The organism is Nocardia concava NBRC 100430, assembly GCF_000308815.1.
Lineage (GTDB): Bacteria > Actinomycetota > Actinomycetes > Mycobacteriales > Mycobacteriaceae > Nocardia > Nocardia concava.
In genome coordinates this window covers 1-19,406 of sequence record NZ_BAFX01000111.1, presented here as the reverse complement: position 1 = coordinate 19,406, position 19,406 = coordinate 1, and the positions used below count along the sequence as shown (strand labels likewise).

Below are 19,406 nucleotides of genomic sequence, written 5' to 3'. Positions count from 1 at the left end.
GCCAGCCGAAGCGTTCCAGGTCGGGAACCTGCTGGAATTCGTGGACGGGGCCGATGCAGAGCCAGGCGACCGGTTTTACGTCGGCCGGGAGGTCGAGTAGGGCGGTCAGGTAGGGCTCGTCGTAGAAGCTGACCCAGCCGACGCCTACGCCCTCGGCGGTGGCGGCCAGCCAGAGGTTCTGGATGGCCAGGATGGTCGAGTAGATGCCCGTTTCGGGGACCGTGGCGCGGCCCAGGACGTGGGTGCCGCCGCGGGACTGGTTGTGGGTGACCACGATGCCGGTGCCGGACTCGACGATGCCTTCGATCTTGATCGGGTTGAAGGTCTCGGCGCGGTCGGCGGGCAGGGAGTCGTGGAACTGCTGCCGCTTCTCGGCCACGTGATCGGCGAATTTGGCCAGGGTGGCCGGGTCGCGCAGGACGACGAAGTCCCACGGCATCGAATTGCCGACGCTGGGCGCCCGATGGGCCGCCTCGAGGATGCGGAGCAGGGTGGCGTCGTCCACCACCTCGCCGGAGAATTCGGCGCGGACGTCACGGCGCAATTTGATGGCGTCGTAGACGCTGAGACATTCGGTGGGGACTTCGGGACCTGCGGAACACACGGCGACCAGTCAATCACGGTGATCCTGAAGTGCTGAAAGGCCCCCGCCGAATATCTCGGCGGGGGCCTTTCAGGATGTCACTCGGGTCAGCGAGCCATGGCGGGCTGCTTGCGGCGGGCCAGGCGGCGGCCGCCCTCGGCCAGCGCGGTGCGCAGACCGCGCCGCTTCCCGGTCATCGGGTCGATGGTGCTCTCGCCACCGAAGACCTTCTCCGACTTGGTTTCCGGTGCGTCGTCGGTGCCGCGGCGCAGGTACTTGTTGGGCAGCGACAGCTTCATGATGGTGCGCCACGACTTGGCGTACTGCACCGGCAGCGAGCCGGTGGTGTAGGGCAGGTCGTACTTCTCGCACAGCGCCCGCACCCGAACCGCGATGTCGGCCAGGCGGTTCGACGGAATGTCGGGGTACAGGTGGTGCTCGATCTGGTGCGAGAGGTTGCCGGTCATGAAGTGCATGAGCGGGCCGCCGGAGATATTGGCCGAGCCCAGCATCTGCCGCAGGTACCACTCGGCCTGGGTCTCGTTGTCGCAGTCGAACCTGGTGAACTTCTCGGCGCCGTCGGGGAAGTGGCCGCAGAAGATGACCGCGTTGGTCCACACATTGCGCACCACATTGGCGGCCAGGTTGGCGGTCAGCGTGCCCAGGAAGGCGGGGCCGGTGAGCAGCGGGAAGATCAGGTAGTCCTTGGCGGCCTGCTTGCCGATCTTCTTGAGGACGGTCCGGCGGTCCTCCTCGAACTGCTTGCGCTCCGGGGAATCCGGGGCCCACTTCTTCTTGGCGACCTTGCCGAGCTCCAGATGCTGGATGGCGACGCCGTATTCGAAGAACATCTGCAGCAGCAGGTTGTACACCGGCTGCCCCAGGTAGAACGGCGACCAGCGCTGATCGCGGGTGACGCGCAGCAGGCCGTAGCCGATGTCGTCGTCCATGCCCAGCACGTTGGTGTACTTGTGGTGCAGGAAGTTGTGGGTGATCTTCCAGTGCTCGGCGGGACCGGCGTTGTCCCATTCCCACTGGGTGGAGTGGATTTCCGGATCGTTCATCCAGTCCCACTGCCCGTGCATCACATTGTGGCCGATCTCCATGTTCTCGATGATCTTGGCGGTACCCAGCAGGGCGACGCCGGCCAGCCACGCGGGCGGGAACAGACTCGCGAAAAGCACTGCGCGGCCGCTGATCTCGAGGCCACGCTGGAGACGGATCACATTGCGGATGTAGCGGGCATCCTTCTCGCCCAGGGATGACTCGACCTCACGGCGGATGGCGTCTAGCTCCGCCCCGATCGCTTCGACATCCTCGGGGGTGAGGTGCGCGTATTCCTTGACATCCGAGATCGCCATGCCGGTTACAGTACCGTAAGTTACGGTTCCGTAGGTTGGTGAGGATCGAAACTCCGACGTGTCGAATACCGCATTGTTTTCGAGATCGGACTCTGCTAGCGAGTGCGGCGCAGCTTACGCGAAAACCAACCGCCTCGTTGGGCTTTATCGGTGAGCAAAGCCTTTTCCGCCCTTGCCTTTTCCTGCAAGGCCAGCTTCGCCTCGCGCAGCACCTGCTTCTCGTGCGCGGCCTTCTCCTTGAGCGCCACCTTGGCCTCCTGCATGGCCGACCGCAGCCCCCGCCGCTCACCGGTTTCCGGATCCAGACCCCAGTGCGGCTGATGCTCGGCCAGCCACTCGCTCGCGCTGTGCTCGGCCAGCCATTCACTGCCGTTCCAGGTCGGCATGGAGGCGGTGTTCCAGGACGGCAGCGACGGCAGCGAGATGCCCGCGAACTTGCGCTCCGAGGACGTCTCCGGCGCATCGTCGGAGGTCCGCTTGAGCCACTGATCCGGCAGCGCCAGCTTGTGAATCGTGCGGAACGCCAACAGGTATTGCTTGGCCAGCGAACCGGTGGTGTACGGCAGGTCGTACTTGTCGCACAGCTCGCGCACCTTCACCGACACCTCGGGGTACCGGTTGGACGGCAGGTCCGGGAACAGGTGGTGCTCGATCTGGTAGCTGAGATTGCCGCTCATGAAGCCCATCACCGGGCCCGCGTCGAAATTCGCGCTGCCCAGCATCTGGCGCAGGTACCACTCGCCCTGCGTCTCGTTCTCGAACTGCTCCACGGTGAACTTCTCCGCGCCGTCCGGGAAATGCCCGCAGAAGATGACCGCGTACGCCCACAGGTTGCGCACCAGATTCGCGGTGGCATTGGCCTTCAGCGTCGACTTCCAGGCCGGACCGGTGAGCGCCGGATAGATCACGAAATCCTTGGCGACCTGCTTGCCGGCCTTGCGCCAGAACGCCTTGTTGGGCTCGTTGACCACATTGCGCGGCGGGAAGAACGAGGTGGGAGGAATCCCCATCTGCTCCTTCTGCGCCGCCAGATCGTGCAGCGCGATGCCCCACTCGAACAGCGCCGCCAGGAACAGATTCGCCACCGGCTGCACCAGATTGACCGGCTTCCACTCCTCGTCGCGCGTCATGCGCAGGATGCCGAAGCCCAGATCGTCATCCATCTCGAGGACATTGGTGTACATGTGGTGCGAGTAGTTGTGCGCGGCCTTCCACTGGCCCGAGGTGCCCGTCATATCCCACTCCCAGGTGGTGGAGTGGATCTCCGGGTCGTTCATCCAGTCCCATTGCCCGTGGCTGATGTTGTGCCCGAGCTCCATGTTCTCGATGATCTTGGCGACCGACAGCAGGGCGGTGCCGGTGAGCCAGGCCCAGCGCTTCTTGGAAGCGAACAGCGTGGCACGGCCCGCGGCTTCCAGAATGCGTTGCGCCGCAATGCTGCGACGGATGTACTTCGCGTCCTTTTCGCCCAGCGAGTTTTCGACATTGCGCCGAACGGTGTCGAGTTCCTGCCCGAGGGTCTCGATATCAGCGGCCGTCAAATGGGCGAACGCTTTGATGTCGGTGATGGCCACCGGCGGGTCCTTCCGTGGTTGAACTGCCTCGCACCGCTGCGCGGGGGCGGTCCCGAGCGGGACCGCGTTCAGGCTCGATTGCTATCGAGGGTAGCCGTTCCCGGGCGCATTGGGCGCGCCCGGTCCGCGCGTCACACCTCGACGGTGCAGTCGCCCGCCGCCACCGAGATGCAGGTCTGGATCTTGTCGCCCGCCCGGTGCTCCTTGCCATTGCGCAGATCGCGCGTGTGGCCGTCGGTGAGGGTGACCACACAGGTCTGGCAGATGCCCATGCGGCAACCGAACGGCATCCGCACGCCCGCGCCCTCACCGGCCTGCAGGAGTGTGGTCGCGCCGTCCACCTCGGCGGTGCGGCCGGCCTTGGCGAAGGTGACGGTGCCGCCCTCGCCGGAGGCATTGCGCTCGATCTCGAAGCGCTCCACGTGCAGCTTGTCCGCGAGACCCGCGGTGGCCCAGTACTTCTCGATCTCGTCGAGCATGGGCAGCGGGCCGCAGGCCCACACCTCGCGCTCGCGCCAGTCGGGGACCACCTCGTCCAGATCGGCGAGGGCGAACTTGCCCTTGTCGCCGGTCAGGTGCAGGTGCGCGGTGAAACCCGGTCGGCGCTCGTGCAATTCGCGCAGCTCGTCACCGAACATCACATCGTCGGGGGTACGCGCGGAGTGGATGTGCATGACATCGGGGACCGAATCGCGGCGATCCATGGTGCGCAGCATGGCCATCACGGGGGTGATGCCCGAGCCCGCGGTCAGGAACAGCACCCTGTCCGGCGTCGGCTCCGGCAGCACGAAACCGCCCTGCGGCGCGGCCAGGCGCACGATGGTGCCTTCCGGGACGCCGGAGACGATGTGGCTGGACAGGAAGCCCTCCGGCATCGCCTTCACCGCGATGGAGATGAGGCGCTTGCCCTTGTGCGAGCCGTCGCCGCTCCAATCCGGCGGGCAGGTCAGCGAATACGAGCGCCAGTGCCAGCGGCCGTCCACCAGGACGCCGATGCCGATGTACTGGCCCGGCTGGAACTTGAAGTCGAAGCCCCAGCCCGGCTTGATCACCAGGGTGGCCGAATCGGCGGTCTCCTTGCGGACCTCCACGATGCGGCCGCGCAGCTCGCGGGCGGACCAGAGCGGGTTGATCAGGTGCGCGTAGTCATCCGGCAATAGGGGAGTGGTGATGCGCGCGGCGGCGCCGCGCAGCGTGTCCAGCGGGGTCCGTCCGGCGGTTCCGCCTTCGGCCACGGGGGCCTCGAGCCAATTCCGCAAACCTCGCACGGAGAATCCACCACTCTTCGATGCCATGATCCGGAAACCGTTCCTATCGTCGTACCGCAGCCGTCACGATTAGGTTACGGCATCGTAGGTTACGGTGCCGGAACCAGACCGGAAGACCTGCTCAGAGTAGGTCGAGGAGGAACGGTAGTTCCTGCGCGGCATACCAGGCGAGCTGGTGATCCTCGGCGTCGCCGAGCACGAATTCGGCGTCGGCGTCGCCCATATCGGCGGCGTCGATCACCTCGACGGCCTTGGAGACCTCGGACTCGGCCTCGGCCAGATCCACGTGGATCGAGGCGATGCGGTCGTAGGGGATCGCGGCGGAAAGTCGAACCACCGCGTCGTCGAGATCCGGGCGCAGGGTTGCGTCGTCCACGTCGGCGGCGATGACCGCGCGGCGGAAGATCGGTCCCTTCGGAGCGGCATCGGAGGCGTCGGCGTCCTCGCCGCCCAGATCCGTCGCCGCCTGTTCCTCGGCGAGCAGCCGCAGCGAGGCGCGCGCCGCCTCGGCCATGGCGACCTCGGCCAGTTCCTCGTCGTCGCCGGAGGCGTACGCCTCGCGCAGCGCGGGCGTCACCGCGAAGGCGGTGTCGTTGAGCGCGCGAATCTCGCGGTCGGCGACCAGTTCCCGCAGCATCGGCACGGTGGCCGGGACGTAGACCCGTAGCTTCTTCGACACGCGCGACGACTCACTGGACGCAGGCACCGAGCATCTCCTCCATCGACTCGTGCACCGAAGCGGTCAGCACCGCGATGTCGGCCATGGCGTCGCGATCGGCGGTGAGTCCGTAGAACACCCGTCCGTCGTAGGACGTGAGCCCGATGCTCAGAGCCTGAAAGCGCAGCAACGGCGATACCGGGTACATCTCCAGCATCCGCGCGCCGCCTATGTACATGGCCTGCTGCGGACCCGGCGCGTTGGTGATCACCAGATTGAACGTGTGCTCTGCAAAAGTACTCGCCGAGCGCACGCTCATGGCATGCAGGCTCGCCGGAGCGAATCCGGCCATGTGCACCAGGGTCCGCGCCCGCACCCCGCGCTGATGCCGGGAGTGCGCCTCGGTGGCGTGCTTGATGTGCTCCATGCGGATCACCGGATTCGGTTCGCCCACCGGCAGATCCAGCAGCATCGAGGTGACCTCGCCCGCGGGTTTCAGCTCGCCGTGCGGGCCGTCGGCGTAGACCGACATGGGCACCACCGCGCGCAACTGGTCGGCCTCGGTGAGCACCTGGCCGCGCGAGAGCAGCCAGTTGCGCAGCGCGCCGGCCACCACCGCGAGGATCACGTCGTTGATCGAGCAGTCGAACCGCTTGCGGATCTTGCGGTAGTCCTCGAGGTCGGTGCGCACCACCTCGAACCGGCGATTGCGTGAGGTCCGGGTGTTCAGGGGGCTGTCGGGCGCGCCGATGGCCGCGGCCCGGACCATGGACACCACCTTCTGTACCGCCTTGCCGGTGGCGTCGACCATGGCGAACGCCTCCGCCATGTGATGGCGCGCCACCTCGAGACCCTCGCGCGGCTGGGTTGCCAGATGCAGCACCGCGCCGACCAGCAGTTCCAGATCCGCGGGTTCGCGATGCGCGATCCAGGCGTCGTTCGCGACCTCGCGCGGCGCGGTCGAGGTGTCCAGGATCACATGCCCGATCTCGAGCGCGGAGTCGCCGTCGACCAGCGACGAATGCGTCTTGGTGAAGATCGCGCAGCGGCCCTCGGACAGCCCCTCGACCAGGTACATCTCCCACAGCGGCCGGGTCGGGTCGAGCGGGCGGGAGGCCAGGCGCGCCACCAGGTCCAGCAGCTGCTCGTCGGTCCCGGGTTCGGGCAGTGCGGAGCGGCGCACGTGATAGGTGATGTCGAAGTGGCTGTCGTCCACCCACACCGGGCGGCCCAGCGCGAAGGGGATCTCGCGCACCTTGCGGCGGTAGAGCGGCACCAGCGGCAGCCGCGACTCGACCAGCGACACGAGTCGCTCGTAGTCGAGCGGCGCTCGCCCGGAGTTCGCGCCCGGCGCCGGATTGCGGACGATGGCCAGGGAGCCGATGTGCATCGGGTTGCTGCTGGATTCCAGCCGGTAGAACGACGCGTCCTGCGGCGTCAGTCTGGTGATCACGCTGCCCGCTACTCCCTAATCCCTGCCTGCGCCCGCGGAAGTTCCCCCTGCCGAGGCGTCGGCGTATCAGCGGCGTTTCGCCGTCGAGAGGCAAGCTATCGCAATCCGATCACCTGGGGGAATGGATAGGCGGCGCTGCCCGAGATCCCACACCGTCGTCGGTGTCCCCTGCTCCGGGCGCGCGGGCGCAGGCCATCGCACGCCGGACCCCCTACATGGTACTTCAGGGGTTTCGAAACAGCGTGGGACGCAAAGCCATTCGCTGCAAGGTCGCTGGACGCCGGAACGCGCGGCGAGCAACCGGGTTTTCACAGCATCTCCTCAGTGCGTGGCCCATCGGGTGCGCAGTTCAGCACCTAAGCTGGGCACCGGATTACCATGGCTAGTGATTGCGCGCCCGCGCGCAGGCTTCCCGCTGTGGTGGGGGCTACCGACAACACCGACCAGAGGACTACAAGACCCGTGCCTGCGCTGAGTTTTTCAAGGTTGCTACGGATTGGTGAAGGTCGCACGGTCAAGCGGCTGGCGAGTCTGGCCGATGAGGTCATCGCCCTCGACGAGGAGTTCACGGCCCTCAGCGACGCCGAGTTGCAGGCCAAGACCGCGGAGTTCAAGGAGCGCTACGCCGACGGCGAGAGCCTCGACGAGTTGCTGCTGGAGGCCTTCGCGACCGCGCGGGAAGCGTCCTGGCGAGTGCTCAACCAGAAGCACTACAAGGTGCAGATCATGGGCGGCGGCGCCCTGCACATCGGCAATGTGGCGGAGATGAAGACCGGTGAGGGCAAGACCCTGACCTGTGTGCTGCCCGCCTACCTCAACGCCATCTCCGGCGAGGGCGTGCACGTCGTCACCGTCAACGACTACCTGGCCAAGCGCGACGCCGAGTGGATGGGCCGCGTGCACCGCTTCCTCGGCCTCGAGGTCGGCGTGATCCTGGGCGGCATGAGCCCGGCCGAGCGCCGCGAGGCCTACGCCGCGGACATCACCTACGGCACGAACAACGAGTTCGGCTTCGACTACCTGCGCGACAACATGACCCACTCGCTGGACGATCTGGTCCAGCGCGGGCACAACTTCGCCATCGTCGACGAGGTCGACTCCATCCTCATCGACGAGGCCCGCACCCCGCTGATCATCTCGGGCCCGGCCGACGCCTCCTCGAAGTGGTACGCGGAGTTCGCCCGCATCGCCCCGCTGCTGAAGAAGGACCTGCACTACGAGGTCGACATCAAGAAGCGCACCATCGGCGTGCACGAGGCCGGTGTCGAATTCGTCGAGGACCAGCTGGGCATCGACAACCTCTACGAGGCCGCCAACTCGCCGCTGGTGAGCTACCTGAACAACGCCATCAAGGCCAAGGAGCTCTACGAGCGGGACAAGGACTACATCGTCCGCAACGGCGAGGTCATCATCGTCGACGAGTTCACCGGCCGAATCCTGGTGGGCCGCCGCTACAACGAGGGCATGCACCAGGCCATCGAGGCCAAGGAGGGCGTGGAGATCCAGCCGGAGAACCAGACTCTGGCCACCATCACGCTGCAGAACTACTTCCGCCTCTACGACAAGCTCTCCGGCATGACCGGTACCGCCGAGACCGAGGCGGCCGAGCTGCACCAGACCTACGGCCTGGGCGTGGTGCCGATCCCGACCAACAAGCCGATGATCCGCGCGGATCAGACCGACCTCATCTACAAGACCGAAGAGGCCAAGTACGCCGCGGTCGCCGATGACATCCAGGAGAAGCACGAGCAGGGCCAGCCGGTCCTGGTCGGCACCACCTCGGTCGAGCGCTCGGAGTACCTGTCCAAGCTGCTGACCAAGCGCGGCATTCCGCACAACGTGCTCAACGCCAAGTTCCACGAGCAGGAAGCGCAGATCGTCGCCGAGGCGGGTCGCCCGGGCGCGGTCACCGTCGCCACCAATATGGCCGGTCGCGGTACCGACATCGTGCTGGGCGGCAACCCGGACATCATCGCCGACATCCTGCTGCGCCGGCAGGGCCTGGACCCGGTCGAGACCCCCGACGAGTACGAGGCCCAGTGGCATCCGACCCTGGAGCGGGTCAAGGAGCAGGTCGAGGACGACGCCGAGGCGGTGCGCGACGCGGGCGGCCTGTACGTGCTGGGCACCGAGCGCCACGAGTCGCGGCGCATCGACAACCAGCTGCGCGGTCGTTCCGGCCGTCAGGGCGACCCGGGCGAGTCCCGGTTCTACCTGTCGCTGGGTGACGAGCTCATGCGACGCTTCAACGGCGCGGCGCTGGAGTCGATCATGACCCGGCTGAACCTGCCCGACGACCAGCCCATCGAGGCCAAGATGGTCTCGCGGGCCATCAAGTCGGCGCAGACCCAGGTCGAGCAGCAGAACTTCGAGATCCGCAAGAACGTCCTCAAGTACGACGAGGTCATGAACCAGCAGCGCAAGGTGATCTACGCCGAGCGCGCCCGCATCCTCAACGGTGAGGACATGGAGGGCCAGGTTCAGGAGATGATCACCGACGTGATCACCGCCTACGTCAATGGCGCCACCGCCGAGGGCTACGTCGAGGACTGGGATCTCGAGAAGCTGTGGGGCGCGCTGAAGACGCTGTACCCGATCGGCATCAACTACAAGGATCTGACCGGCGAGAGCGAGACCGGTGAGATCGGCGAGCTGTCCCGTGAGGAGCTGCTGGACGCCGTCCTCGAGGACGCGCACGCCGCCTACGCCAACCGCGAGTCCGAGATCGACGGTCTCGCCGGCGAGGGCAGCATGCGCAATCTGGAACGCCAGATCCTGCTGAGCGTGCTGGACCGCAAGTGGCGCGAGCACCTCTACGAGATGGACTACCTCAAGGAGGGCATCGGCCTGCGCGCCATGGCGCAGCGCGATCCGCTGGTCGAGTACCAGCGCGAGGGCTTCGACATGTTCGCGGCCATGCTCGACGGCCTCAAGGAGGAGTCGGTCGGCTTCCTGTTCAACCTCCAGGTCGAGGTGCAGCAGCCGCAGCCGGCCGGCCTGAACGTCGGCGCCGGTCTGCAGTCGCCGGTCGGCCACCGCCCGCTCCCCACCGAAGAGGACGCCGCCGCCCAGGCGGGCAACGGCGCTCCGGCGGCCTTGCGCGCCAAGGGCATCGACGAGTCCGGCCCGCGCGGGCTGTCCTACTCGGGTCCGGACGAGGGCGGCCACGCCGCCATTCGCAGCGACAGCGACGAGTACGGCAACGAGGACGCCCAGGGCGGCACCCGCCGCGAGCGCCGCGAGGCCGCCCGCACCCAGGGCAAGCAGGATCGCGCCCCGCGCACCAAGCGTCGGCACTGATCGATTCGAGTAAGGGCGTCCGACCGACCGGCCGGGCGCCCTTGCCCATACCCCGATGGCGGGTCCCCCCACCCCTTCTTCCACCGCTTGCCCCCGGGTGCTCTGCACCCGGGGGCAAGCTGTTTTTCCTTGTGTACCAGCGCATTTGCGTTGGTCATGAAACGGTCACAATCACTGCGATCAAATGGTTCCAGTCCGGTCGCCGAGGGGCGGCCGCGAAGGAAGAAGGAACCGAAATCATGCGCAAGACTCTCGCTGTTACCGCCATGGCCCTGGGCATCGCCGGCTTCGGCGCCGCCACCGCGCACGCCGAGTCCTACTTCGGCGGCAACTACGCCACCATGGACGCGTGTGTGGCCGACGGCTCCAAGGGCTCCTGGACCTCCCCGGACGGCGTCGTGCTCGACGGCAACGCCGGTTGGCAGTACAGCTGCGACCCGCAGGCCGACGGCACCGTCAACCTGACGCTGTTCCGCTGATCCGTATCAGCGCCCCGCGCCCCCGGCGAATTCGCCGGGGGCGCTTTTGTTTTCGCGAGGTCGGTGAAAAATATTGGCGGACCGGAGGTTTCGGCGGCTCGATGGCGGGTAGTTCAGAAGGGGACGTGTCCACCCGAATCGTATTCGGTTCCATTTCACTTCCGGCCACGCAAAATGGCATGAGATATCGCGCGAACCTGCCTGCGCGTTATGTGAATTCCTCGCCCAATTCTGTGATCTGCGTCATTCCAGGACATTTTGTGCCACTTGCCTGACCCGGCTTTGTTGCAGGCTATTAGCTCGTCTAAATTTCGGGGGGTGTGGGAGGAACTAATGCTGTACGGGCGGGACCGGGAACGAATCCAATTGGATCGGGTACTCGGGGCCGCACGATCGGGGCGGGGCACCGGACTGGTGCTGTACGGCGATCCGGCGATCGGTAAGACCGCGCTGTTGCGCGGCGCCGTCGAACGCGCCGCGGACTTCCGCGTATTGCGTTGCCAGGGCATCAGCGCCGAATCGGAATTGCGGTTCGCGGCCCTGCACGAACTGCTGCTCCCGGTCGCGGACCGGCTCGCGCAGCTGCCGCCCACGCAGGCGCGGGCGCTGAGCGCGGTGCTCGGCCTGGATTCCGCGCCCGCCGATGTCTTCCTGGTCGGCGCGGCCCTGGTGCGGTTGCTGTCGGTGCTGGCCGCCGAGACCCCGCTGCTGCTGGTCGTCGACGAGGCCCGGCTGGTGGATCCGGAGTCGGCGCAGGCGCTCATCTTCGCCATCCGCCGTTTGCCGGCGATTCCGGTCGCGCTGCTGGTGGCGGTCCGCGACGATCCCGCCGACACCGTCTGGCGCGAATTGCCCGCGCTGGCGGTCACCGGTCTGCCCGACGCCGAGGCGCGCCGCCTGATCGCCGACCGCTTCGGCCCGCTGGGCGCGCTGCGCCTGGCCCGCATTCTCGAGGTGGCGGGCGGCAATCCGCTGGCCCTGCACGAATTGCCCGGCGTGGTGGGCGAACTCGCGGGCACCGCGCCGGAACCGATGGCAATCGGACCGGGCGTGCGCGCCGCCTTCGCCGACCGGGTGGCGGCGCTGCCGCCCGAGGTGCGGGTGCTGCTCACGGTGGCCGCCACCGAGACCCGCGGCGTGCTGGGCGTGGTGACCGCCGCGGCCGCCTCGCTCGGGGCCGGACCGGACGCCTGGGAGTACGCCACGGCCGCGGGCCTGCTCACGGTCGGCGACGGCCGCGTCGAGCGCACCCACGCCCTGCTGTGCGCCGCCGCCCACGATGCCGCCGCACCCGCCGAGCGGCGGGCCGCCCAGCTGGCGGTGGCGGCCGCGCTGACCGAGCCGGGCACGGCGGATCTGCGAATCTGGCACGGCGCCATGGCCTCCGACCGGCCCGACGAGCAGCTGGCGGCGGCGCTGACCGAACGCGGGACCGCGGCCGGTCACGGGCAGCTGACGGCCGCCGCGATGCTGCGCCAGGCCGCCGCCATCTCCCCCGATCCGGAGCGGGCGGGGGAGCGGCTGGCCGCGGCCGGCCGATTCGCCTGGGCGGGTGGCGATATCGCCTCGGCGCACGGTCTGCTCGAACGCGCCACCGCCCGGCTGGGTTCGGAGCGGGCGGCGACCGCCAGCCGCGGGCTGGCCGGAATGCTGGAATTCGTTGCGGGCGAACCGGAACGGGCGAGCCAGCTGATGCTGCGCGACGCCGAACTGGTGGATCCGGCGACCGCGGCGAATCTGCGCATCGACGCCGCCCGCGCCCGCTGGGCCGCCGGACTCGGCGGACTCGACCTGGATCCCGCGGAAATCTCGGTGGCGGACGGCAATTCGCGCCTGCACACCATGATCCGGCCGCTGCCGCCCGCACCCCTGGTACTGCTGTGGGGCCTGGCCGACCGGGCGCTGGAGCCCTACACCCGGGCCGCGGCGCGGTTGCGGGGCAGCTCCGCCCCGGCGGCGGTGTCGCTGCTGCCGCAGCTGGCCATCATCCAGTTCGCCAATGGCCGCCTCCCGGCCGCCGAGCAGACCCTGGCCGAGGCGTTCGAGCTGGCCACCGCGGGCGGCGTGGAGAACGTGCTCGCCCACTGCTGGTCCCTGCGCGCGAAGATCACCGCGCTGCAGGGTGATTCGGACGCGGTGCGGGAGGCCGCGGAGAACGCGCTGGCGCTGGCGCGACCGCGGCGGACCCGGGCGCTCGTCGCGTCGGTGCACTGGCACCTCGGCTTCCACGCGCTCAGCATGGGCGATCCGGAGAACGCCTATCTGCGCCTGCGCACCCTCGCCCAGCCCGGGCACGACGCCTGCCATCCGACCTATTCCCGGCTGGCCGCCGTGGATCTGGTGGAGGCCGCCACCCGGGTCGGCCGCCACAGCGAGGCGCTCGGGTACTACACCGACATCCGGGACTGGGCCGTCCGCTCCCGGGCCGACTGGGCGGTCTCGGCCGCCTACACCTGCCGGGCGCTGCTGAGCACCGATGACCGCGCCGACCGCTATTTCCGGCGCGCGCTGGCGATCCGGCGCAGCCGCCACGACCTGAATCATGTGCGCGCCCAGCTGCTCTACGGCAAGTGGCTGCGCCGGGTGCGCCGCCGTGCGGATGCCGCCGAGCAATTGCGCTCGGCCGCCGAGGCTTTCGAGCGCATGGGCGCGCACCAGTGGGTGTCGCGCGCGCAGCAGGAACTGGAACTCACCGGGCGGCGGGTCGCGCCGGTCACCGCGCACGGCGAGACCTCGGTGCTGACGGCGCAGGAACTGCGGGTCGCGCGACTGGCCGCGCACGGGCTGACCAATCGGGAGATCGGGACCGAACTGTTCCTGAGCCCCCGGACGGTGGGGCATCATCTGTCGCGGGTGTTCGGCAAGCTGGGGCTCAGCGGCCGGGCCGACCTGGTCGACGTCGATTTCGACAATGGAATGCGAATCGTCCGGCCGCGCTGAAGCTTTCGCTATTCCAGGTGTACCGACTCGCCCCAGTAGCGGGGATCCCAGTTGATGAGGATCATGCCCGCCACGCTGCCGGCGCAGTTACCGCAGGCGTGCACCTGGATCAGGCTGTCCACATCGGTGTCACCGGCGAGCACGGCGCGGGTGGACAGCCACACCGCGCGCAGGTGCAGAGCGGCGGGCCGGTTGCAGCGCACGCACTCGGGTAGTTCGCCGTCGGGGTCGTTGCGCCCGATCCGGACTTCCGGGGTGACGGGTGCGCCGGGGCCGAGGGCCGCGTCGAGGAGCGGCGAGAATTCCTTGCGCTCACGGTCTTCCACCTCGGCAGGCTAACCACTTCCGGCACCGTCCGCACCCCGTGCGGCCGGAAATGTTTAGCGGGTGGACGTCTGGGAATGCAATGGGAGTCGAGTTCCGAATTCCGCCAATTCGAGGGGGAATTCGCTCGGCGCATTTTACCGGATGCCTCGGATTGGCAATAGGTCATCGTATCGGTCATCGAATCGGTCGGTTGCCGAAAGGTTCGGAATCGCATATCCGCCATGTGATCTCAGCCGCTGAGACACGCCTTATTACAAGTTTGTCCGCTTATCGCGGGGCGGGGTAACTTGCGATGTGCGCGAGATCCGGGTGCTCCAGGGGAGGGAACGAGAACAGGTCGAACTGTCTCGTGTATTGAGTGAGGCACGCGCCGGGCACGGCGGTGGATTGTTGTTGTGGGGCGGGCCGGGGATCGGAAAGACCGCGCTGCTGCGCGATACCGAAGCGCGCGCCACGGATTTCCGGGTGGTGGCCTGCCGCGGATTTCGCGCCGAATCCGAACTGGATTTCGCGAGCCTGCACGAACTGCTGCTCCCGCTCGCCGATCGCCTGAACGAGCTGCCCGGTCCGCAGGCGCGGGCGCTGGGCGCGGCCCTGGGCCGGGACGCGGGTCCGGCCGACCCGTTCCTGGTGGGCGCGGCTCTGGTCAGCCTGCTGGCGACGGTGGCGCGGGACGAGCCGATCCTGCTGCTCGTCGACGACGCCCAGTGGGTGGACGCCGCCACGGCCCGCGCCCTGACCTTCGCCCTGCGCCGGGTCGGCGCGCACCGGGTGGCGTTGCTGGCCGCGATGCGGGACAACCCGGCCGGTTCGGTCTGGCAGGCCCTGCGGGTGCTGCCCGTCGGCCCGCTGACCGACGCGCAGGCGCGGCGACTGCTGGGGATGCGCTCCGGCGGCATCGGTGCGCCGCGGGCCGCCCGCATGTTGCGCCTGGCCGCCGGAAACCCGTTGGCGCTGTGCGAGTTTCCCGTCGACACCGAGGACGGATCCGGAATCGCCCGGGGCCCGGTGCCGTTCGGCCCGCGCCTGCGCGCCGCCCACACCGATCGGCTGGCGGCCCTGAGCGCACCGGTGCGCACCCTGCTCACCGTGGTGGCCGCGGAGGACCGCGGCACCCTGGGCGCGATCTCGGCGGCCGCCGCCGAACTCGGTGTCACCGCGGCGGATTGGGAGGAGGCGCTCGCCGCCGGTCTGCTCGCGGTCACAGACGGGCGGGTCGAGATGCGGCACCGGCTGCTCTGCGGTGCGGCCTACGATGCCGCGTCACCCGCCCAGCGCCGGGCCGCGCACCTCGCCCTGGCCGATGCCCTGAGCGCACCGGGCGCTGCCCTGCGCACCCACGGTGTCGCCCCGCGCGGTGCCGACGAGGGTGAACTGCGCAATTGGCATTTGGCCGCCACGCTCGACGGCCCCGATGCGGTCCTCGCCCAGGCTCTCGCCGACGGCGCGGAGGCGCTGCACGCCCGAGCGGGTGCCCTGGCCGCCGCCGCGGTACTGCGCCGCGCGGCGGCGGTCACCCCGGACCCGGGCACCGCCGGGGTGCGCCTGGCCACCGCGGCCCGCTTCGCCTGGGCGGGCGGCGATCTCGAATCCGCCCGCCGCCTGCTCGCTCTCGCCGAAACCCGCACGCCCCCGGCGGTTCTCGCACCGGCGGCCGGTGGTCTGCCCGGCCTGCTCGAATTCGTCGCCGGCGATCCGGCCCAGGCGCACGGTCGGCTCCTGCGCGACGCCGACCTCATCGACGCCTCGACCGCCGCGTCCCCGGAAACCGCTGTCGCGGGACCGGATTCGGTGTGGCGCGCCAGGGGCGCGGAACTGGCCGCCGCGCTGCGCCTGCTGGCGGATCGCGCGGCCTGGGCCGCGGGGCGTTCCGACGGATTGCCATTGAACGGTCAACTGGCCGCCGTGGCCGCCGCACCGTCACCCATCGTGGCCGCGCATCTGCTTCCCCCGGCCGCGCAATTGCTCGAGTGGGGTCTGGCGGAGCGCGCGGTCGAGCCGTATCTGAGTGTGGCCGGGGCCCTGCGGGATTCGGGAGATCGCGCGGCGGTGCTGGGCCTGCTGCCGCAGCTGGCCATCGTGCAGTTCGCCACCGGTCGTTGGGAGGCGGGGGAGGCGACGCTGGCGGAGGCGTTCGAGCTGGCCACCGGTGCCGGCGCGGATAACATCCTGGCCCAGTGCTGGAATCTGCGGGCCCGGTTGGCCGCGCAGCGCGGCGACGGCGACGCGGTGGCCGAGAGCGCGGATCACGCACTGGCACTGGCGCGTCCGCACACGGTATCGGTGCTGATCGGCGGCGCGTACTGGCATCAGGGTTTCCACGCGCTCGCCGCCGGTGACGCCGAGGCGGCCTACCGCCGCCTGTCCGCGCTGTCGCGACCCGGCCACGAGGCCGCGCATCCGACACTGGCCCGGCTGGCCACCGTCGACATGGTCGAGGCGGCCTGCCGCATGGGCCGCTTCGACGAGGCCGCCGCGCACGCCGAACGAATCGCGGCCTGGGCGTGGCGATCTCGGGCGCGCTGGGCCCTGGCCGACGCCTACGCCTGCCGGGCGCTGCTGGCCGAGGAGGACCGCGCCGAGCACTACTACCGCCGCGCGCTGGCCGTCGGCGACACCCGCCACACGCACTTCGGCCGCGCCCGCACCCGGCTGCTCTACGGCAAGTGGCTGCGCCGGGTCCGCCGCCGCGGCGACGCTGCCGAGCAATTGCGCACCGCCGCAGACGCTTTCGACCTGATCGGCGCGACCGCGTGGGCGGCGCGCGCCCGCCACGAAATCGACCTCACCGGCACCGGCGCGAAGACCGCGCCCGGCTCCACCCCGCTGACCGCGCAGGAATCCCAGGTGGCGCGCCTCGCCGCGCAGGGGCTCACCAATCGGGAGATCGGCGCGGAGCTGTTCCTGAGCCCGCGCACGGTCGGGCATCACATGTCGCGGATTCTCGAAAAGCTCGGCCTCACCGGACGTTCCGAGCTGCGCGGCATCGACTTCGACAACGGCATGCGCCTGATCCGCCCGCGCTGAGGGGATTTCGAGTCTGCCCGGGAGGTTTCGAAGGACTCAGCGAATCAGCGGCAACCCGAATTGGCGGCAGCTCAAATTCGTTCGAGTTCGAACAGCCGGAACCGCCGCTCACCCGCCAGCCGCTGTTCCATCCCGTAACCCGGCCAGAATTCCAGCGCCCGCCGCCAGGCCCGATCCCGATCGCCACCGGTCAGCTGCCGCACCCGCACCGGGAACCGTTCACCGCGCACCTCCAGTTCGGCCCGGTCGACGGCGCGCAGATTGGCCGACCAGGCGGGCTGTTCGTGCTGCCCCCAATTCGACGAGACGATCAGGAAGCGTTTCTCGTCGTAGGGGTCGGGGACATAGAGCAGGGTGACGGTGCGGGGAATGCCGCTGCGGCGGCCGGGCACCGTCACCTGCAGCGCGGGCAGGCCCGCCACGTCCAGAATTCCCTTGCGGCCCTTCGTCACCCGCCGCGTGAATCGTTCCAGCGCGAACACCGCGGGCGCGAGGCGCATGGTGGTGCGGCGGCGGGCCAGGGATCGGCCCAGCCGGGGCAGCGGATTGAATCGGGCGGGCGCCTCGGGCCGGCGCCGCCATTCAGCGAATGCCATCCCATGATTATGTTGCTACATCGCGCTCGGCATCGTGCTCAGGGCGCCCAACGTGCCCGATCCCACTCGTCCTGCCAATCATGCGGATCGGCGGGGGAGCGGTCGTCATCGTGCTCCTGCGGCAGTTTCTTCTTTTCGCGTGCCGATTCCGCCTGTTCACGCGCCGAATTCGCGGCCTGGTCCCGTGCGGCCCTGGCAGTTCTGTGCCGCCGCTCGCTGGCGGGCGGCCCGTCGGGGTTTTCTTCGCCCATGACGACCCTTTCGTGCCGGTTATGCACAAAAGGTATCGAATGGGCGATTTTGTAGCTAACTCAGGTCTCGGCGTTTCTTTGAAACCTCAGGTCTCGGTGTTCCCTCGAAACCACGGGTCATTGGAATTCAGGGCCGTGAGCAAGCGGCGAATGGCGGCCACCCGCAGTTCCTTGCCGGGCAGATTGTCCAGCGCGCATTCCGGGTCGGCGGGCGGTCCGAGATGGGTACAGCCGCGCGGGCAGTCCTCGATGGCGTCGGCCAGATCCGAGAACGCCTGGATGACATCGTCGGGCGTGATGTGGGCCAGCCCGAACGAGCGCACGCCCGGGGTGTCGATGACCCAGCCGCCGTCGGGCAGCGGCAGCGCCACCGACTGGGTCGAGGTATGCCGCCCCTTGCCGACGCCGGAGACCACCCCGACCGCCCGCTCGGCATCCGGCACCAGCCGGTTCACCAGCGTCGACTTGCCGACCCCGGAGTGCCCGATGAGCGCGGTGAGCTTGTCGTCGAGCAGCTCCAGCACCGGTTCCAGCGGATCCTCGATGCCGCCGTAGACGATGGTCAGATCCAAATCCTCGAAGGCCGCGGCGAATTCGGATTCGGCCGCCAGATCGTGCTTGGTCAGGCACAGGATCGGTTGCAGCCCACCGACATACGCCGCCACCATGGCGCGCTCCACGAATCCGGTGCGCGGCGGCGGGTCGGCGAGCGCCACCACGATGAACAGCTGCTCGGCATTGGCCACCACCACCCGCTCGAACGGATCGGTGTCATCGGCGGTGCGGCGCAACACCGTTCGCCGATCCGAGACCCGCACGATGCGGGCCAGGCTGTCGGGCTTGCCGGACAGGTCGCCGACCAGGTCCACCTGATCGCCGACCACGATCGGGGTGCGCCCGAGCTCGCGCGCCCGCATGGCCACCACGGGCCGGTCGGGATCGTCGTCGAGCACGCAGCCCCAGCGCCCGCGGTCCACCGAAACCACCATGGCCGCTTCGGCATCCAGATGCTGCGGCCGGGTCTTGGTGCGCGGGCGCGAGCCCTTGCCCGGGCGCACCCGGACATCGGACTCGTCGTACTCGCGGCGCCTCAGCGGTCTGCTCCCGCGAGCATGTTCTCCCACAGTTGAACGAACCCGGGCAGCGTCTTGGCCGTCGTACCGATGTCCTCGATCTCCACACCCGGCGTCACCAGCCCGAGAATGGCTCCGGCCGTGGCCATCCGGTGATCGGCGTACGAATGCCACTGCCCGCCGGTGAGCGGATTCGGCACGATGGTCAGCCCGTCCTCGGTCTCGGTCACCTTGCCACCGAGCCGGTTGATCTCGGTGGACAGCGCCGCCAGCCGGTCGGTCTCGTGCCCGCGCAGGTGCGCGATGCCGCGCAGCCGCGACGGCGAATCCGCCAGTGCCGCAAGGGCGGCCACGGTCGGTGTCAGCTCGCCCACATCGTGCAGGTCGATGTCGATGCCGGCCAGTCGTTCCGGGCCGCGCACGGTCAGCACGTTCTCGTAGAACCGCGCCTCCGCGCCCATGCGCACCAGGATCTCGCGGATCACGTCGCCGGGCTGGGTGGTGTAGCGCGGCCAG

Annotated in this window: 15 protein-coding genes; 4 read left to right on the top strand and 11 right to left on the bottom strand. The window is 69.1% G+C overall.

Annotated features, from left to right (window positions below; translation table 11 throughout):
• The 6 genes from bluB to ON43_RS26850 form a co-directional block, all read right to left on the bottom strand.
• Window positions 1–604, bottom strand: a 604-nt coding sequence (bluB, locus tag ON43_RS26875; RefSeq protein WP_051179306.1) for a 5,6-dimethylbenzimidazole synthase, incomplete at its 3' end; no start/stop codon positions are given.
• Window positions 605–690: 86 nt separating this feature from the next.
• Entirely contained in the window at window positions 691–1,944 is a 1,254-nt protein-coding gene (locus ON43_RS26870) for a fatty acid desaturase family protein (protein WP_040811867.1), read from the bottom strand.
• 95 nt (window positions 1,945–2,039) lie between these two features.
• Window positions 2,040–3,518, bottom strand: coding sequence for a fatty acid desaturase family protein (locus ON43_RS26865; protein ID WP_051179304.1), 1,479 nt, complete (start codon window positions 3,516–3,518; stop codon window positions 2,040–2,042).
• 131 nt (window positions 3,519–3,649) lie between these two features.
• Window positions 3,650–4,813: a ferredoxin reductase gene (locus ON43_RS26860; protein ID WP_040811865.1), complete on the bottom strand. Its 1,164-nt coding sequence runs from the start codon at window positions 4,811–4,813 to the stop codon at window positions 3,650–3,652.
• A gap of 94 nt (window positions 4,814–4,907) precedes the next feature.
• Window positions 4,908–5,492 carry a DUF6912 family protein gene (locus ON43_RS26855; RefSeq protein ID WP_373283488.1) on the bottom strand — a complete coding sequence of 195 codons (585 nt, stop codon included), beginning with the start codon at window positions 5,490–5,492 and terminating at the stop codon, window positions 4,908–4,910.
• Complete coding sequence (locus ON43_RS26850) at window positions 5,476–6,897, bottom strand: WS/DGAT/MGAT family O-acyltransferase (RefSeq protein ID WP_040811863.1); 1,422 nt, start codon at window positions 6,895–6,897, stop codon at window positions 5,476–5,478. Before ON43_RS26850 ends, ON43_RS26855 begins: the two co-directional genes overlap by 17 nt.
• A gap of 462 nt (window positions 6,898–7,359) precedes the next feature.
• On the opposite strand from ON43_RS26850, the gene secA reads away from it, so the two are divergent.
• The 3 genes from secA (at window position 7,360) to ON43_RS26835 (ending at window position 13,616) form a co-directional block, all read left to right on the top strand.
• Window positions 7,360–10,197 carry a preprotein translocase subunit SecA gene (secA, locus tag ON43_RS26845; protein ID WP_040811861.1) on the top strand — a complete coding sequence of 946 codons (2,838 nt, stop codon included), beginning with the start codon at window positions 7,360–7,362 and terminating at the stop codon, window positions 10,195–10,197.
• Between the two features lie 239 nt (window positions 10,198–10,436).
• The gene (locus ON43_RS26840; RefSeq protein WP_157514205.1) at window positions 10,437–10,676 is read left to right on the top strand and encodes a hypothetical protein; all 240 of its coding nucleotides are present in this window, start codon (window positions 10,437–10,439) and stop codon (window positions 10,674–10,676) included.
• Window positions 10,677–10,994: 318 nt separating this feature from the next.
• Window positions 10,995–13,616, top strand: coding sequence for a helix-turn-helix transcriptional regulator (locus ON43_RS26835; RefSeq protein WP_157514204.1), 2,622 nt, complete (start codon window positions 10,995–10,997; stop codon window positions 13,614–13,616).
• A gap of 8 nt (window positions 13,617–13,624) precedes the next feature.
• Here the strand turns inward: ON43_RS26835 and ON43_RS26830 are convergent, their stop codons facing one another.
• Window positions 13,625–13,942: a hypothetical protein gene (locus ON43_RS26830; protein WP_040811856.1), complete on the bottom strand. Its 318-nt coding sequence runs from the start codon at window positions 13,940–13,942 to the stop codon at window positions 13,625–13,627.
• Between the two features lie 295 nt (window positions 13,943–14,237).
• Between ON43_RS26830 and ON43_RS26825 the strand changes: the two genes are divergently transcribed.
• The gene (locus ON43_RS26825; RefSeq protein ID WP_083913752.1) at window positions 14,238–16,970 is read left to right on the top strand and encodes a LuxR family transcriptional regulator; all 2,733 of its coding nucleotides are present in this window, start codon (window positions 14,238–14,240) and stop codon (window positions 16,968–16,970) included.
• A gap of 71 nt (window positions 16,971–17,041) precedes the next feature.
• On the opposite strand, the gene ON43_RS26820 is transcribed toward ON43_RS26825, so the two are convergent.
• The 4 genes from ON43_RS26820 to ON43_RS26805 form a co-directional block, all read right to left on the bottom strand.
• Complete coding sequence (locus tag ON43_RS26820; protein WP_051179297.1) at window positions 17,042–17,566, bottom strand: nitroreductase family deazaflavin-dependent oxidoreductase; 525 nt, start codon at window positions 17,564–17,566, stop codon at window positions 17,042–17,044.
• Window positions 17,567–17,604: 38 nt separating this feature from the next.
• Window positions 17,605–17,817, bottom strand: coding sequence for a hypothetical protein (locus ON43_RS26815; protein WP_040811854.1), 213 nt, complete (start codon window positions 17,815–17,817; stop codon window positions 17,605–17,607).
• Between the two features lie 86 nt (window positions 17,818–17,903).
• Window positions 17,904–18,941 (bottom strand): ribosome small subunit-dependent GTPase A, encoded by a 1,038-nt coding sequence (rsgA, locus tag ON43_RS26810; RefSeq protein WP_083913751.1) that lies wholly within the window; start codon window positions 18,939–18,941, stop codon window positions 17,904–17,906.
• Window positions 18,908–19,406: 3-phosphoshikimate 1-carboxyvinyltransferase (locus tag ON43_RS26805; RefSeq protein ID WP_040811852.1), on the bottom strand; the 499-nt coding region annotated here is incomplete at its 5' end. The genes ON43_RS26805 and rsgA, both read right to left, overlap by 34 nt.